8 protein-coding genes are annotated in these 15,907 nt (G+C 75.6%); 1 reads left to right on the plus strand and 7 read right to left on the minus strand.

Features of this window, described 5'->3' with window-relative positions; genetic code table 11:
- Nucleotides 1-89: 89 nt before the first annotated feature.
- Together ACZ5GT_RS15365 and ACZ5GT_RS15370 are read right to left on the minus strand one after the other, a co-directional pair.
- A complete protein-coding gene (locus ACZ5GT_RS15365) occupies nt 90-374 on the minus strand; it encodes a hypothetical protein (RefSeq protein WP_469022086.1) in 285 nt (94 codons plus the stop codon).
- A 175-nt stretch (nt 375-549) separates the two neighbouring features.
- Nucleotides 550-1,602, minus strand: coding sequence for a zinc-binding dehydrogenase (locus tag ACZ5GT_RS15370; RefSeq protein WP_469022089.1), 1,053 nt, complete (start codon nt 1,600-1,602; stop codon nt 550-552).
- An 86-nt stretch (nt 1,603-1,688) separates the two neighbouring features.
- On the opposite strand from ACZ5GT_RS15370, the gene ACZ5GT_RS15375 reads away from it, so the two are divergent.
- Complete coding sequence (locus ACZ5GT_RS15375; protein WP_469022092.1) at nt 1,689-2,282, plus strand: TetR/AcrR family transcriptional regulator; 594 nt, start codon at nt 1,689-1,691, stop codon at nt 2,280-2,282.
- A 396-nt stretch (nt 2,283-2,678) separates the two neighbouring features.
- On the opposite strand, the gene ACZ5GT_RS15380 is transcribed toward ACZ5GT_RS15375, so the two are convergent.
- From ACZ5GT_RS15380 to ACZ5GT_RS15400, 5 genes are all read right to left on the minus strand, one after another.
- Nucleotides 2,679-4,571 carry a hypothetical protein gene (locus ACZ5GT_RS15380; protein ID WP_469022095.1) on the minus strand — a complete coding sequence of 631 codons (1,893 nt, stop codon included), beginning with the start codon at nt 4,569-4,571 and terminating at the stop codon, nt 2,679-2,681.
- Complete coding sequence (locus tag ACZ5GT_RS15385) at nt 4,568-8,389, minus strand: DUF5682 family protein (protein WP_469022100.1); 3,822 nt, start codon at nt 8,387-8,389, stop codon at nt 4,568-4,570. Before ACZ5GT_RS15385 ends, ACZ5GT_RS15380 begins: the two co-directional genes overlap by 4 nt.
- The gene (locus ACZ5GT_RS15390) at nt 8,386-9,546 is read right to left on the minus strand and encodes an ATP-binding protein (RefSeq protein WP_469022103.1); all 1,161 of its coding nucleotides are present in this window, start codon (nt 9,544-9,546) and stop codon (nt 8,386-8,388) included. Before ACZ5GT_RS15390 ends, ACZ5GT_RS15385 begins: the two co-directional genes overlap by 4 nt.
- Before the next feature lie 273 nt (nt 9,547-9,819).
- Nucleotides 9,820-14,733: a DNA-binding protein gene (locus ACZ5GT_RS15395; protein ID WP_469022106.1), complete on the minus strand. Its 4,914-nt coding sequence runs from the start codon at nt 14,731-14,733 to the stop codon at nt 9,820-9,822.
- Nucleotides 14,730-15,596: a DUF4132 domain-containing protein gene (locus tag ACZ5GT_RS15400; RefSeq protein WP_469022112.1), complete on the minus strand. Its 867-nt coding sequence runs from the start codon at nt 15,594-15,596 to the stop codon at nt 14,730-14,732. The genes ACZ5GT_RS15395 and ACZ5GT_RS15400 overlap by 4 nt, the downstream gene beginning before the upstream one ends.
- Nucleotides 15,597-15,907 lie beyond the last annotated feature (311 nt).

Raw genomic sequence — 15,907 nt, forward strand, 5'->3', positions numbered from 1 at the left:
GCTGCGGACTTCGTCGTCGGGAGTCAGTGACATGCAACGAAAGTACCTTGCGCCTCCTGCCTCAGAGCGCTTGACGAGCAATAGGAGCATCAACGCGGGCTGCGGACGGAGCGGCCGGCGGTATGTGCTCTCCGCTGCCGGTGAACCGGGACCGGCTGACGGTTGCTGCCGTGCTGCCGCCCGGAGGCGGCAACGGAGTCGCCGGCGTCCACCGCCTGCTGGACTAGCTTCTGTGCCTCCGTCAGGTCGTCGGCCTGCTCCCGGAGCTTGGCCAGGGCGCGCAGTGCCGGGCGGTGTCCGGCCTCGGCGGCCTGCCGGCACAGGGTCTCGGTGCCGGACCGGTCACCGGCCCGTTCCCTGACCAGGGCCAGCACGCACAGGAGGTGACGTCGGCGAGGTCGGCATGCGCTCACGGGGCCCGAACGCCGAAGCCCGCGAACTCGCAGCCGTCCCGGCGCCCCCTCCCGTCGAGGTGACTGCGGCCCGTGCGGGAGCAGCGGGCCGAACGGGCTCCCGACCGCGCGGAAGCCCACTCCGAGCAGCCCTGCCTCAGGGCTTGACGAGGATGCGGATCGGGTTGCCCTCGTGGGACTTGAGCTTGCGGATTCCCTCAGCGATGTCCTCGAGGGGGATGATCTCGCTGATCGAGCGGCTGAGGTCGAGCCGGCCACTCGAGACCAGCTTGGCGAGCGTTTCGATGTCGGTGGTCTCGTAGCCGAGGTGACCGCGCACTTGCTTCTTGGTCAGGTTGAAGAACGTCGTCGAACCGACGGTGGGCTCCTGACCGCTCATGCCCACGCCCACGAGACGGCCCCCGCTGCGCGTCAGGGCGAGCGCGGCTTCGAACGTCGGCTTGATCCCCACCGCGTCGAAGGTGACGTCGAGCATCCGGCCGTCCGTGACCGCGGCGATCTTGGCCTGCAAGTCGGGGTCGTCCGAACGGAACGCGTGGTCCGCGCCGAGGTCCAGCGAACGCTGCAGCACCTCGTCGTTGACGTCCATGACGATGATGGGAGTGGCGCCCACCAGTCGTGCGATCTGCACGATGTGCGTCCCGACGCCGCCCGCGCCCCACACGCCGACGGATTCCCCGACGCGCACCTCACCGGTGTGGACGACCGCGCCGAAGGGGGTGGAGACGGCGTCGGCGAGGATCGCGGCCTGCTCCATCGGGACGTTGTCGGGCACGCGCGTGAGTCCGGCCGCCATCGCCACGGTGTACTCCGCCCACGCACCGTCGTACGCGAAGGCCATGATGCGGACCTGGAGGCAGTGGGCGAAGTCGCCACGAGCGCAATTACGGCACTCCAGGCACGGGCGGCCGGCAGCGGGGATCACCGGGTCACCGACCGACCAGCCCCGGACGCCGGGACCGAGCTCCGCGACGAAGCCGGAGGCCTCGTGCCCCTGGGTGATCACCTGGGGGCCGCCGACCGCCTCGGCGCTGAACGTGCCGTCGAGGAGGCTCAGGTCCGAGTGGCAGATTCCGCAGTAGGCCACCTTGACGAGGACCTCGCCCGGGCCTGGGGCGGGTACCGGAACGTCCTCGACGCTGAAGGCGCCCGTGGTGGTGTCGAGCCGCTGAGCGCGCATGGTGCGCATCCCGATCACTTCCGTTCCTATTTGACAGGTGTCAACCGTAGGGCCGGTGATTGACACCTGTCAATCAGAGTGTCAGGATGCGGCTCATGGAGCACCCACAGGAGCCGAGGTCGAGCAGCACGTCGGAAGACCGACGCGCCGTCCGGTCCCAGCGGGCGCTGCTGAGTGCGGCCATCGGCCTCGTCGCGCGGGGCGACAAACTGACCGTGGCCGCGTTGGCCCAGGAGTCGGGGCTGACCCGCCAGACGATCTACCTGCACTACCCGGACGCGGCTGCCGTTCTCCTGGCCGCCACGGAGGATCTGCTGCGCCGGGAGGTCCCTCACGACGCCGATGCGGCGTGGCCCGGCGACAAGCCGCCCGCGGTGCTCGCCGCGCTCACACGGCACCTCTGGTCCCACCGGCAGTTCTACCGGCACGTCATTCAGAGCCCGGTCGCGCGGCAGGTCGGACAGACACTCACCGAGTACTTCCGGCCGGGCACCCGACGAAGGGTGGGTGAAGAGTACGGTTCCCGACTGCCGGCCGCCGTCCTGGAGGACATGACACGGTTCATCCTCGCCGGCATCGGAGCGCTCCTCGAGGACTGGATCCTCGATCCGCACGGCGAGTCGCCCGAGGACGCGGCCATGCGTTGCTGGCGCGCGGCCCACGCGCTGAGCGCCCGCCCGGCCGCCTGAGGCAACGGCCGCTGGTGCCGTGAGTTCTCCGCACGCCGTCCCACGGGGCGCGCTCCCGTCGGCGGTCACCCTCGGGGCCCTCGCGGTGCCGTCGGGCGATGGCCCCTCCCGGACGGCTCCCGGAGACCGAGCCGTTGGTGGACGGCGGGCGCGGGAGCGGTCCGTCCCGGTCGTCGTGGGACGGGCCGCTGCCCGCCTGGCGTCCGCTGCTGTGGCCGCCCGTGCGTACGACGCGGCTCCGCGTGCCGTCCCGGCCTCCCATCTGCGTGGTCGCGGCCCCCGGTTGGTGGAGGGGTGCCGGGTGCGCAGGTGTGTCGAATCGTGTCGGGATTGCGGCGGTGCAGGGCGCTGGCCGGTCGGCTCGCGGAGCGCTCGTCCGGGGAGGGGCGGGCTCGGTCAGGCGGCGGGCGGGTGGTGCCAGGTGGCCTGGACCAGCGCACGTTCCGTGCCGGTCAGGTAGACGGCCGCCGCCAGCCATGCGCGGGCGTACGCGTCCGGGTCGGTGTCCTCCAGGCGGCCGAAGGCGTCGCGGGTGCGGCGGGCGGCCTCGCCGGTCAGGTGCGCGGCGAGATCCGCGGCCGTCGCGAAGCCGCCGCGGCGCAGTCGCGCGGTGACACCGTCGCCCGGCGGTTCGGCGACGGTCCTGCGGCCTCCCGAGACGGCTGTCTCCACCAGTCGGCGCAGCCGCCACAGGGGGGCTTCGGCCAGAGGGTCCGGGGGGACGCCGGTGGATCCGGGAAGCTGGACGAGGGTTTCGGGGGGTGGGAAGTGGGTCGCCTCCAGACGGTCGTAGCCGAGGTCCGCGTGGCCGCTCCAGTCCGTGGGCAGCCTGAGCGTCGCCTCGGTGCCGGGCACGGGTGCGACGGCGAGCGGGCGGAGGGTGGCGGCGCGGTCGGGATCCAGCCGGCCGATGACACGCACGCAGAGGCCGGGGCGGGACGCGAGACGGCGGAAGTTCGCCGTGTGGGCCAGGCCGGGGTGGCTGTTGGCCGGGGTGAGCCGGACGAGCAGGCCGTCCGCGCCGTCGGGGCGCAGTTCCCGCGCGAAGATCCGGTCGCCCGCGGCGCCGGTCACGACCAGGTCGCAGCCGATCAGCGCACGGATCGTCGTGCCCTCCTGCTCCGGGTCGGCGTCGGCCGGTGCGCTCAGGCGCTCGGCGACCGCCTCGTGCAGGGGGCGGGCGAACAGGGCGGCCAGCGGGCCGTCGGCCCAGGGCCGCCCCGTCAGCGGAGTGGCTCGTACTCCCTTGCCGGTTCCCAGGCGGCCGTCCGGGGAGAGCGTCGCACCGGAGACCAGCAGACCGCCGCGGGCGAGCCCTGCGTGGTCGAGGGTGTGCGAGCCGAGGGCGACAGTGGCGGTGCCGGCGCCCCGGGCGCGGGCGGCTCCGCCGGGCTTGACGTCGGCGACGGAGAACCACTGCCCGTCTTCCCCGACCAGGTGGGTGACGACCCCGCCGTAGCCGGTGGCGGTGACGACCGGTTCGCGGCACACGCCGTGGACGCGAAGGCCGCCGCCCGGCCGGTAACCGCGGCGGGCGGTGCCGATCAGGGCGGGGTCGGGGTCCTGTGCCGCCAGCCGGTGCGTGATGAGGAGCACCTCGCGCAGGCCCGCGACCAGGTCCGCCAGGCGGTGGCCGTCGTGGCGGGCCCGGGCGCCGCGCACCTGGCGCACCACCCGCAGGGCCGCCGCCTCGGCACGGTGCAGGCCGGCGAGCCGCGCGGTGTGCGCGGCGCGCAGCAGTTCCGCCTGCGGCACCGCGCCCGTCGCCGGCACCCCGCCCGTGAGGACGGCCGCGGCCGCCGACCACAGCCCGCGTGCGGCGGCCACCTGAGCGGCGGTGGGAGCCGTGCGCGCGGACGCCGTGCGCGCGGACGCCGCGCTCACGGACGCCGGGGCCGCCGCGGGGCCGGCGGGTTCGGATGCGGTGTCCGCCACCGGGTCGACGGGTCCGGGCGCGGTGTCCGCCGCCGCTTCGGCCGGTTCGGGCGGGGCCGTCGTGTCCGCCACCGGGCACGCGCCGAGTACGGCCGCACGGTGCAGACAGCGCGGCGCCAGCAGGCAGGTGCACGTCGCCTGCGCCGCTTCCGTCACCGCACCCGAGGGGCCGGGCACGAGAACGACCTCGGCGTCCTCACCGCAGCGGACCCTGCGCGCGGTGCCGTCGTCGACGACCGGCGCGGTGGTGTACGTCTCCACGGCGGCGTCCAGCCTCTTGCGCAGCCGGGCGGTCAGGACCTCGACGGCGGCCGCCACCACGTCGGGCGCCGCCGGGGGCAGTTCGGGATTCATCGATTCTCTCCGCGCAGACGGTCGCCCACCCAGCGGGCGAGGGCTTGGGGGCTGAGGGCGGCCACGGGCATCCCCGCCGCGACGAGCTGCCGGGCGACGGGCACCGAGTAGCGGGGCGCGCCGGTGTCGTCCAGGGCGGCGCAGCCCAGCAGATGCACCCCGGAGCCGGCCAGGGCCCGTACCTCGCCCAGGAGTCCGCCCAGCGCGGCGCCCTCCTCGAAGTCGCTCACCACGACCACCAGGGTCCGGCTGGGGACGGTCACGAGCGTCCGGGCGTGCGCCAGTCCGGCGGCGATGTGGGTGCCGCCGCCCACCCGGACCTCCAGCAGCAGCGACAGCGGGTCGTCGACCCGGTCGGTGAAGTCGATCACCTCGGTGGAGAACGCCAGGAAGTGCGTCGACAGGGTGGGTACACCGCCGAGGACGGCCGCGGTCAGCGCCGACCAGACGACGGACGCCTCCATCGACGCGGACACGTCGACCACCAGGATCAGGCGCCAGTCCGCCTCCGTGCGGGAGCGGGTGCTGAACACGGGCCGTTGCGGGACGACCAGCGTGCGGCCGTCGGAGGTACGGCGGGTGTGGGCCAGGTTGGCGCGCAGGGTGCGCGGCAGGTCGAGGCGGCCGCCGGGGCGGCGGGTGGGGCGCGGGGTGGCCAGCCCGGTCAGCGCGGGCCGCATCCGGGTGGCCAGTTCCCTGGCCAGTTCCTCCACCAGACGGCGCACCAGCGGGCGCAGCCGGGCGAGTTGGTGTTCGGGCAGTCCGCCGGCGAGGGACAGCACGGAGGTCAGCAGGTCGATCGAGGGGCGGACCGCGTCCGGGTCCAGCTCCGCGAGTACGTCGTTGCGGCCCTGGTCGGCGGCGCGGGCCAGCACCTCCTCGCGGACCTCCGTGCCGAAGAGTGCCTCCAGTTCCTCGGCCCACTCCCTGGCCGTGGGGAAGGACGCCTCCTGGCCGCCGCCCCGGCCCTGGCCGTCGCCTTGGCCGAGGTCCGCGGAGCCTTCGCCGCGGCCGGCGCCGTACAGCTCGTCCAGGGCGTGGGCGTAACGGCGGGCGTCCCGCGGCAGCTTGTCGGTCTCCCGGCCGAGCAGTAGACGCCAGCGGTCGGCGGGCGCGAGGTCGCGGGCGGGCACAAGGTCGCGGGCGGGCACAAGGTCGTGGGTGGCGGCCTGCGGCGCGGGGCCGGGCCCGGGTTCGGGGTGCTCCGGGGCGGGGGCGGTCGCGGCGTTTTCGGGGGCGGGGGCGGTGGCCGGGGCGGCCGTCTCCTGCGTGCTGAGCGGCAGGCCCAGTGCGGTGAGCGCGGCGCGGCCCGCGGTGTCCGCGGCCGTCCACAGGGCGAGCAGGTGGGGCGGGGCGTTCAGCGACAGGTCGACGCGGTGGCCGAGGCGTTCGGTCACCGTGTGCAGCAGCCGGTCGCGGCCGGCGGGCGTGAGGGTGTCGAAGCCGCCGCGCAGGGCCGGCAGCCGGTCCAGGAATTGCTGGTCGGACAGCGTGTCGACGCGTTCGAGCAGCGGGTCGAGAGCGGCCGGCGCCGACTGGAGCAGCGGTGCGGCGCCGCTCAGCAGCCCGGCGAGGCGACGGGCCAACGCGCGGCGTCCCTCGGGGGTGGTGGCCGTGTCGGTCCACCCGGCGGCGCGTGCGCCGAGGCCGGCGGCGGGGTCGAGGTCGAGCAGGACCCGGGAGGCCAGGGCGGCGCCCTGCATGAGGGGGGAACCGTCGCGGGCGAGGGTCCGCAGCGCGTCGTCCATGCGCAGCCCCAGGCGGTGTTCGCCGACCCGCGCGGACAGTGCGACGAGGGCGGCCGCGTCCTGCGGATCGTCACTGCCCGCGAGGCCGGGCAGGGCCCGTACCGCCGCCTCCAGCAGCTCCGTTGCCAGGTCGGCGGCGGTCCGGCGGGCCTGTGGGGTGGTGCCGGGGAGGTGCTCGCGCCGCAGTGCCTCCATCAGGTCGAGCGCGGTGAGCAGTTCGGGGAGGGTGGCCGTGGCGGGAAGCACCTCGGCGGCGTCCGTCAGGCGTTCGGCGAGCAGGGCGGGCAGGTCGCACCGGGCGGCCGCCTCCAGGCCGGCGAGGACCAGACCGCAGGTGGGTCCGCCGTCCGCCGACTCCTTGCGGAACGTCTCGCGCAGGGTGCCTTCGGCGGCCAGGGCCGCGGTCACGCCCCGGATGCCGGCCAGGTCCAGCCGCACCGGGACGGACGGGGACCAGGACAGCCGCCAGCGGGTGGTGAGGGCGGTGCCGTCGCCGGTGCCCGTCACGCGCACGGGCTCGCCGTACCCCGCCGCGCACACGGCGAGGCGCTGGAGCAGGATCTCGCGGCGGCCGTCGAGGGCGGAGCGCAGCGGGTCTAGACGTATCTCGCGGGGGGCGGGGTCGTCGGGGTGGGGCAGCCGGAGGGCGGCGAGTTCGGCCTCCACGGAGGGGCCGAGGCCGGAGCGGGGGGTGCCCGGCGCGGTCCGGCCGCGGTGGGTGCCGACCAGGACGGTCTCCAGAGCCCGGGCGAGGGCCCGGCCGCGGCCGAGGGGCTCCCCCTGGCCCATGACGGCGGTGAGTGCTTCCAGGACCTCGCTGCGTCCCGGGGCGGCGAGGCCGCGCAGCGCGGCCAGATCGCAGGCGACCCGCAGGGTCTCCGCGGCCTCGCCGGTGCCCGCGGTGTGCCCGGCCGCGCGCAGTTCCCGGCACACGTCGGTGATGGCGCGCGCCGCGGCCCGGCGCAGTTGCCCGGGGTCGCCGGCGGCGGTGAAGACCGCCTGCTGCCAGCGCGGGTCGCGGATTCCGGCCGGGTATCCGGAGCGGGAGTCCAGCAGATCGAAGGCGTACGCGACGAGCGAGGTGACGACGGCCGGCCCTTCGCCGACGGCGGTCCGCCGGCCGGCGGCGCCCCCGGTCGGCGGGCCGACGGTGCCCCGGCCAGGGGTGTCCGGCGCCGGGGCCTTCGGAGCGGTCGTCGCGGGGGCCGTCGTGGCAGCCGGGCCGGTGGTGTCCACGGCCGCCGGCGCGGGTACGCCCGTTGCCGCCGGCCCGGCAGCGTCCATGGCGATCGGCGCGGAGACACCCGCGGCCGTCGGCACGGCGGAGTCCGGGGCCGTCGGCCCGGGGATGTCCGGGGCGGTCAGCGCCGGGGCGTGGAAGGCGCCCACGACGGCCGCGACCCGGCGTCCGCCCTCCCCCGCGCGGGCGATGGTCTCGCGCATCCGGGCCTCCCGGGCGAGGTCGATCGCGGGGACGCCGCCCGCCGACTCCGCGTCGCGGCGCAGCGCCCAGCCGACTCCGAGCGCGGCCCGGCGGATCGCCTCCGGCGTGCAGCCGGGGGCGAGGACCTCCACGCAGCGGTCCCACAGGTCGTCGCCGTCACGGCCGGTGCCGGCGGCGGCGAGGGCGTCCGCGAAGGCGGTCGGGCCGGGCCCTGCCAGGGGCACCGCGGTGCGGGTGTCGCCCGCGGGCAGTGCCTCCTCGGTGTGCCGGCGCGGGTCGGACATCGGCAGGTCGCAGCAGACGACGTCGGCGCCGCGCTCCCGGGCCCAGCGCACGGCGGCGAGTTCGGGTGAGAAGTCGGCGAACGGGTAGAACCCGAGCCGTCCGTCCACGCCGGTCGCGGCCAGCGCGACGGGCGCGACGGTCCCCGGGGCGGCCAGGTGCGCAAGCCACGGCTGGAACTCCGCGGGCAGTTCCACGCACACGACCTCGGCGCGGCAGGCGTCCAGCAGGGCGGGCACCACGGCGGCCAGCGCCGGACTGTGGTGGCGGACGCCGAGCAGGTACGGCTCGGTGTGATCGGCGAGGGCGGCGACGGCCGCCCTCGGGTCCAGGGAAGCCGTCACCGCAGGTTCTCCCGCAGGTCCCACAGGCGGCGCCAGAGCGCGGAACCGTCCTCGGCGCGGCGGCGCACCGGGCCGTCCCAGTAGCCCAGCAGCCGCGCGTGATCGGCCGGGTCGTCCTTGCGGACCACGCCGAGGAGGTGGCCGGGTACGAGGTCGAGGGCGTCGCCGCCGGGCAGGTAGGCGGTGGCCACCCCGAGCGAGACGGCGACCTGCACGGCTTCGGCGGTGGACATCACCGTGCCGGGCCGCTCCACGTCCCAGCCCTCCGCGGACCGGCCGGCCCGCAGGTCGCGGAAGGCGGTGACCAGGACGTCGAGGACCGCGTCGTCGACGGTGAAGGCCGCGCCGGCGCGTTCCACGGCGGCGGTGGCCTGCCGCCGGACGAGCGCGGTCTCGGCCTCCACGTCCCCGATGGGGTGCACGGTCTCGAAGTTGAAGCGGCGCTTGAGCGCGGCGGACATCTCCGACACGCCCCGGTCGCGCAGGTTGGCGGTGGCGATGACGGTGAACCCGGGGGCCGCGGCGACCTGGGCGTCGTCCGTGCCGGACAGCTCGGGCACGCTCATCCGGCGGTCGGACAGGATCGACACCAGGGCGTCCTGGACCTCAGGCAGGCAGCGGGTGATCTCCTCGACACGCGCCACCCGGCCCGCGCGCATCGCCGCCAGCACCGGCGAGTCGACCAGGGCCTGCGGGGTCGGGCCCTGGGCGAGGAGGAGGGCGTAGTTCCAGCCGTAGCGCAGGGCGTCCTCGGTGGTGCCGGCGGTGCCCTGCACGGTCAGCGCGCTGGTACCGCTGACGGCGGCCGCCAGCAGTTCGGAGAGCATCGACTTGGCGGTGCCGGGTTCGCCGACGAGAAGCAGTCCGCGCTCGCCGGCGAGGGTGACGACGCACCGTTCGACCAGGGCGCGCTCCCCGATGAACTTGGGGGCGATGACCAGCTTGTCGGGCAGGGTGGCGTGGGGCTTGGGCAGGGTGAGCGGTTCGCCCGCGCTGCCGCAGACGAACGTGACCACGGAGCGGGGGGTGAGCCGCCAGCCGGGCGGGCGGGGACCCTCGTCGTGGGCGGCGAGGAAAGCGAGTTCGGTGGCGTGGCGTTCCTCGGCGGGCAGTGTCTGCCGGGCCGGGAGGGTCGCCGCCGTGTCGGTGTGCGTCATGGGTGTCCTAGGTGGGCGTGGGAAAGGTGTCGCCGGGCGGCACCCGGCGGAGTCGGGGTCCCGCGCGGCGCCCGGCGGGGTCGAGTCCCGTCAGGCGCTTGGCGGGACCGGTCCCCGCAGGCGATCGGCGGGGCCGGTCACCGCCACGCGCTCGGCGGGGCCGATTACCGTGCGGCGCGCGGCGGGACCGTGCGGTGCGGCAGGCCTGCGCGCGGCCGGGACCGGTGAGCGGGGGCGCGAGCGGGGTGCCCGGCACCCCGCTCACCGGGTGGTTCAGCGGCGGCGTCCGCGGCCGCGCCGTACCTTCAGTTCCTCGAAGCGGGGCGCGTCGCCTTCCCGGACCCGCTGCCAGGCCCGGCGGAACAGGTCCGCGGCCGGTTCGGTCGGCACGAGGGCGCCGAAGGGGGTGTGCTCGCCGTGCACCACGTCGTACAGCGGCAGCTTCCACCGTTCCAAGGGCAGGCGCGGGGCCGACTGCTCGGCCCAGGCGCCGGGCAGGAACAGCGAGCGGCCCGCGCGGGCCCGGTCCGCGCCGATCACCAGGTCGGTGCCGCCGAGTTCGGTGCGCGCCGCCTTCAGACGGGCCGGCTTCCAGCCCGTCCAGCGCGCCGTCATCCGGTCGGTCGGGTCGGGCAGGGCGAGCAGCATCAGGTAGAGGGCGGCGGCGTCCTCGCCGATGCCGTACTCCCCGGCCGCCTCGGTCACCAGGTCCGGCACCGAGCGGGAGGGGTCCTGCGGCCACCAGGTGCCGTCCTTGCCGCGCTCCCCCGCGAGCGGCTCGCCCGGGTCGGCGAGGAGCGCCGCGAAACGCTGGTCGCGCACCAGCCTCAGCGCCACCTCGGCCGCGTAGGGCCGCCCGCCGTCGACCCGGATCGCGGGCAGGTACGGGTCCTGGCCGGCCTCGTCGAGCAGCGCGACGCGCAGTCCGGGGGCGGGCTGGTCGTCGTGCGTAGGCAGGATCACCGCGCCGTAGCGGACGAACTTCTCCCCGGTCTCGGTGGGGCTGCCGGCGGTCTTCCGGAAGTCGGTGAGGCTGATGTAGCGGTTGAGGTCGAGGACCAGGCCGGGGTGGGCCACCCGGGCGCGGACCGCGGTGAGCGCCGGCGGCAGCGCGGCGCGCAGCGGGTCGCCCGCGGGCAGCCGGTGGGCGAGCCAGGCGAGGGTGTCCACGGAGCCGACGAGGATCTGCTCGGTGAATCCGGCCGCGTCGTTGCCGACGGGCCGTACCCGGTCGCCGTTGACCTCCCACTCGAGGTCGCGGCTGAGGCGGGGGTCTCCGGCCGGGTCCAGCAGGGCCGGCAGGGCCTGCCGCACGTCCCACCGGCTGTGCCTGAGGGAGCGGACGGCGTCGCCGAGGATGTCCTCGGGCAGGGCGGTGCGCCGTCCGACCGCCTTGATCCAGACGTCGGCGGCAGCCCGCACGTCGGGGCCGTCGGTCCACAGCCGGGCGGGGTCGGCGGGCAGCAGCGCCCCGACCACCGCGGCCCGTATGCCTGCGTCGAGGCCGCTGAGTTCGTCCTTGGCCACGGCGGCCGGGGCGACCTTGACGCCGGTGACGGCCCGTGCCTCGGCGGTCAGGAACGTCCGCTGGTAGGCGTCGACGCCGGGCAGGCCGGCCACGATCAGCCGGGCCGTCGTGTCCGTGACGCCGGTGAGCCGGGCGAATTCGGCGGCGGCCTCGGGGAACCAGGGTGCGGGTCCGCGGGCGGCCAGTTCCGCGAGGAGCCCGCGCAGGCGGCCGGGGGTGGCGTCGTCGCCCGGCGGGAGGCAGGAGACGAGGGTGTAGGGCTCAGGTGCCTCGAAGCGTCCCGTGGGGTCGTGGAAGAAGCCGTGGAAGGTGCTGTCGGCGTCCTCCAGTCGGCGGTCTCCCAGCAGGGCGAGGAACGCGCCGTCGCCCAGTGGCAGCAGGCCGTTCCAGGCGCCGTCGCGCCACTGGCCGGAGGGGGTGCGCAGCAGTGCGCTGGGCAGGCGGACGGTCACCTGGCGCCAGTGTGCGGAGGCGTCGGGCGCGGTCAGGCCGAGGGTGTCGAACGCGGTCAGCAGTGCGCGCAGTACGTCGCGGTGTTCCTCGTCGGTGACGGGGGACGCCGTGCGGTAGGCGAGCGCGGCGCCGCGGGCGAGGAGGGTGAGCAGGTGCGGGTCGGCCACGTCGATTTCGACGCCGTCCAGGTGGAGGGTCGTGGTCCGCTCCTCGGGTACGGCGTCGCCGGTGAGGCCCGCGGCCCGGGTGAGGGTGCGCAGGGCGCGGAAGGCGGTGTCCTTGCCGTCGGGGTGGTGCCACCGGTAGGTGGGGTGCACCCCGAGCCCGTTCATGGCGTCGCGGAGGGCGGTGTCCGGGGGGCCGGCCGGGCCGTCCGCGTCGGGGCCGTCTTCGAGGGCGCGGGTGAGCCGCCGGGCCACGGCGTCGAGGGCGGCCTGCTGGCCGGCGGCGTGCCGCAGCACGCCGGCGATGCCCGCGACGAGCGCCGGGTGGCTGACGGGCAGCAGGGTGCGGACGGCCTCCGGCAGGGCCTCGGTGTCGTCCTGGGCGGCGGCCGTCAGCAGGGCGGCGGCCGTGTCCCGGTCGATGTTGCGCAGCGCCTTGGAGGCGACCGGGTCGCGGGGGGTGAGGCTCTCCCAGTACTGGACCGGCGGCAGCAGCAGCGTGCCTTCGCCGAAGACGCCGGGGGTGCGGTCGGTCTTGGCGACGGAGGTGACGATGCCGTCGGGGTCGACGATCTCGAGCTGCCAGTTGTTGCGGACGACGGCGCGGGCCCGGTCGTCGCCGGGGAAGACGACCAGGGCGGAGGGCTCGCCGGTGCCGGCGGGCAGGGTGATGCGGTGTCCGGCGAGGTCCTCGGCGCGCAGGGCGCCGCCGGGCAGTTCCACGACGCGCAGGCCGACGAGGCCGCCGACGGGCGCGCAGGCGGGGGCGGGCTCGGTCGTCGGTGCGGGCAGGAGCCGGCCGGTGCGGAAGGTGCTGCCCTCGGGGGCGTCGCGCAGCGCGTCGGCGAGGAAGGCGGGCCGGCTCATGCGTCCGAGGCCGCCCGTGGCCGGGTCGTACTCGTACCAGCCGCGCGTCTGCGGTTCGTCGGAGCCGGTGTGCCACACCCAGTGCGAGGAGCCGTCGAAGAGGAGCGGCCGGTCCTCGGGCACGGTGGTGTCACCGGCGTGCAGGACGCCGCCGCCGGTGGTCCGGCCGCCGCCGGGCAGGGTCAGGGCGTGCGGCAGGGCGCCGCGGTACCAGTCCATCTCGGTGCTGCGGGTCCGCTCGGGTCCCTTGAGGTCGTGGACGTGGTCGGCACGGGTGTGCCAGTAGCCGCGCAGGCCGTTTCCTCGGGTGCGCCAGTGGACCAGGAGTTCGCCGTCGACGTGGTGGAAGCCCGGGTCGCCCCAGGCGTCGTTCGCCGGGATGCGCAGGTCGTGGGTGAGGAGGGTGCCGTCGGGGCCGATGACGCGGGCCTGTGCGGAGCCGGCGACGACGAGGTGGGGCCAGGCGTCCGCGACGAGGATGTCCTCGACGTTCGCCTTGGGCACGAGGGCGGCGGTCGCGTCCTCCCAGGCGGGCCAGCCGAGTTCGTCGAAGAGTCCGGCTCGCAGGGTGCGTACGACGACGGGTGCCAGGTCGGTGGCGACGGCGGCGCGCACGTCCTCCTCGGCCAGCGCCAGCGCCTCGGCCGGGAGCCACTTGAGCCGGTTGAACGCTTCGGGCAGCTGGGGCAGGCCGACGGCGGTGAAGCTCCGGGCGACCGAGCGCACCCACTCGGCGAGCAGCGGGCGGCCGCCGGGCGACGCGGCGAGCATGCGCAGCGTACGGGCCCCGTCGTCGTTGTTTCCGAGGCGGTCGGCGCCGCGGTGGAACGCCGCGTGGAACCGGGAGTCGGCGGCCAGCGCGAGCAGGTCGCGCTGCCCGTCCTCCCGGGACCACTGCACCAGCGGCAGGCCCGCCCTCTCGCCCGGGGCGGCGACGGGGATGTCCAGGGACAGCAGCAGGTCGATCAGGTCGATGTCATCGCCGGCTGGCAACTCCTCCGCAGCAGAAGTGAGTTGGGCGCGCAGCGGGTCGGCGATCCGTTCCACCAGGGCGTAGAGGGCGGGCAGGCGGCCGGAGCTCCTCCAGGACGACGTCTGCTGGTTGAAGGTCAGGAAGCGTTCCAGCCAGCCCGCGGTGCCGTCGTCGGGCCGCTGTTCCTCGGGCAGCGAGGTGTCCCACAGGCCGGCTGTGGCGCCGGCATCGTCCAGCAACCGCAGCCAGAGCTCGGGCAGTTCGCTGTCACGCCTGACGGGCAGCAGGTTCAACAGGGTGCCGCGGACCCGCGGTTCGCGGCTGGCGAGAGCCGTCAGGGCCGTACGGTGTTCCCGCCACCAGCCGGCAGTGGCCCACAGCGTGGCCTCGAGGTTCAGCAGTTCGGACAGATAGTCCCGTTCGACCTGGTCGGCGTCCCGGCCGGCGGCGACGGCCAGCTTGCGCAGGCTCTTGGCCATCTGGGCGGAGGGCGGCATGCCGCCCGCGGTCCGGCGCAGGCACAGGCGGGTGAAACGCCGCAGCGCCTCGTCGGCCGGGAGGCGGGCGGCGAGTTCCTTGGCGTGGGCGGTGAGCACCTTCACCGGGAGAGCGCCGGCCAGCGCGAACTCCAGGAACACGGCGTCCAGTCGCTCCTCGTCGACGGGCAGTCCGTGCTGTGCCTCAGCCTTGCGGGCCCGCGTGAACATCTGCGCCGCGTAGGTGCTGTTCTCCTCGGCGAGGAATACGCGTCCGACCTGTTCGTAGAAGACCGGCAGGAAGTGCGGCACGGAGGCCGCGAGTTGCCCGCCCAGTTCCAGGCAGGCGTCCAGGGCCGCCTTGGGGCGCGACCTGGCCTGGCGGGCCGCGCGCTCGAGGTCCGCCACGACGGCGAGGGCGTGGTGTCCGTCCTCCGGGTGGTGCACCAGCACCCACTCGGGGAAGCCCAGCGACTGGCGCAGCCCCAGCCCCACGACGACCGGTTCCGCGTCCCGTTCCAGGCCTAGGTACTCGGCCGCGAGGTCTTCCGCGGCGCCCAGTTCACCTGCCACCAGCCGCACCACGACCCGGTCGTCGAGCCCGGGGTGGCGGTACGTCCGCGCGGTCAGCGGAACGGCCCGCTCTCCGGCGCCCCGCGTGTCCGGCGGGAGCACCGCGCCCGCCGCGAGTGCCTCCTCGTACGCCACCTGCGTTCCCTCGCTCATGCGCTCTTGCCTTCCTCGATCACACGGCCGGCGTACAGCGCCGCGGCCATCCGCATCCCCTCCGACCAGGCCACCGGGCCCACCTCGGGCAGCGGCAGCGCACGGCCGTCCGCGTCGCGCCAGGTCAGGGTGCCGGTGGACACCGCGTCCTCCCAGTAGGGCTCTCCGATCCACACCGACGCCTCGACCGTGGAGCCCGCGTCCCGGACCCGGGTGGTGGCGTAGCCGCCGGATACGCGGTAGCCGAGCGACGTGGCGCGGGCGGCCAGGGCGAACCGGGAGCGGTAGGAGCCGCCGGAGAAGTCCCGTACCTGGGTGGCCTTCGGGTCGAGGTCGGCGGGCCGGCGCCAGACGGCTCGGTGGATCTGTTCGACGCGCTGGACGATGCCCAGTTCGGCCGCGAACTCCCGGATGTCGTCGAGGTCGGGCAGGGCGACGGGATGCGGCAGGGTGACCGTGGCCGGGGACAGCCGGACCGTCTCCCCGTCCAGGTCGACCACCTTCAGTTCACCGGATTCGGTGGCCCCGCGCAGGAATCCGACCTCGTCCGGGTCGTCGCCGATCACCACCAGGTCGCGCAGCGCCGACTGCCACGCCTCGTCCGGCCACACCCGGGCCAGCAGGCCCGTGGGCACCGGCAGGGACGACACCATCCAGGCGTCGACCTGCGCCACGCACGACGCGGCGTGCCGGTCCAGCCATTCGGCGAACCGCCGCAGCCGGTCCACCTCCGGGTGGTCCTTCAGCGCGCGCGGCAGGGACTTGAGCTGCCGTCCGGCCGCTCTCCCCTTCGTGGCGCGCGCCGCCACCCGTCCATCCACCAGGGCGACCTCATACCCGTCACCCGCCGACAGCCAACCCACGAGCCCCCACCTTCGGACCACGACATCACGAAGAAAGCACATTTCACCGGGGTGATCCCGGCGCCAGTGCGACGATGGGGAGAACGTTAGGGGCGACCACTGACAATCGGATGCCGGGGTACCCGACCGGCCGATCGCTCCCGAGGAATCGGTCTCGGCGCAAGCTTCCCACATGTGCCGGGCGGCGGCCGGGAAAGGGCGGGACCCGGGCCGGGCGGGCGGCCGGTCCGTTTAGTCCGTGAAGGGGAAGGCCGGTCCGCCGACGGCGCATGGCATCGCGGTGGTTCCTCTTTCGGCTGCGCCGGGCGTTG

Source organism: Streptomyces sp. NPDC031340, from assembly GCF_055569945.1.

Bases quoted from the DNA above. Each gene is read 5' to 3' on its own strand.
- ACZ5GT_RS15370 (WP_469022089.1), bottom strand. From the start codon at position 1,602: ATGCGCACCATGCGCGCTCAGCGGCTCGACACCACCACGGGCGCCTTC.
- ACZ5GT_RS15380 (WP_469022095.1), bottom strand. From the start codon at position 4,571: ATGAATCCCGAACTGCCCCCGGCGGCGCCCGACGTGGTGGCGGCCGCC.
- ACZ5GT_RS15390 (WP_469022103.1), bottom strand. From the start codon at position 9,546: ATGACGCACACCGACACGGCGGCGACCCTCCCGGCCCGGCAGACACTG.
- ACZ5GT_RS15375 (WP_469022092.1), top strand. From the start codon at position 1,689: ATGGAGCACCCACAGGAGCCGAGGTCGAGCAGCACGTCGGAAGACCGA.
- ACZ5GT_RS15395 (WP_469022106.1), bottom strand. From the start codon at position 14,733: ATGAGCGAGGGAACGCAGGTGGCGTACGAGGAGGCACTCGCGGCGGGC.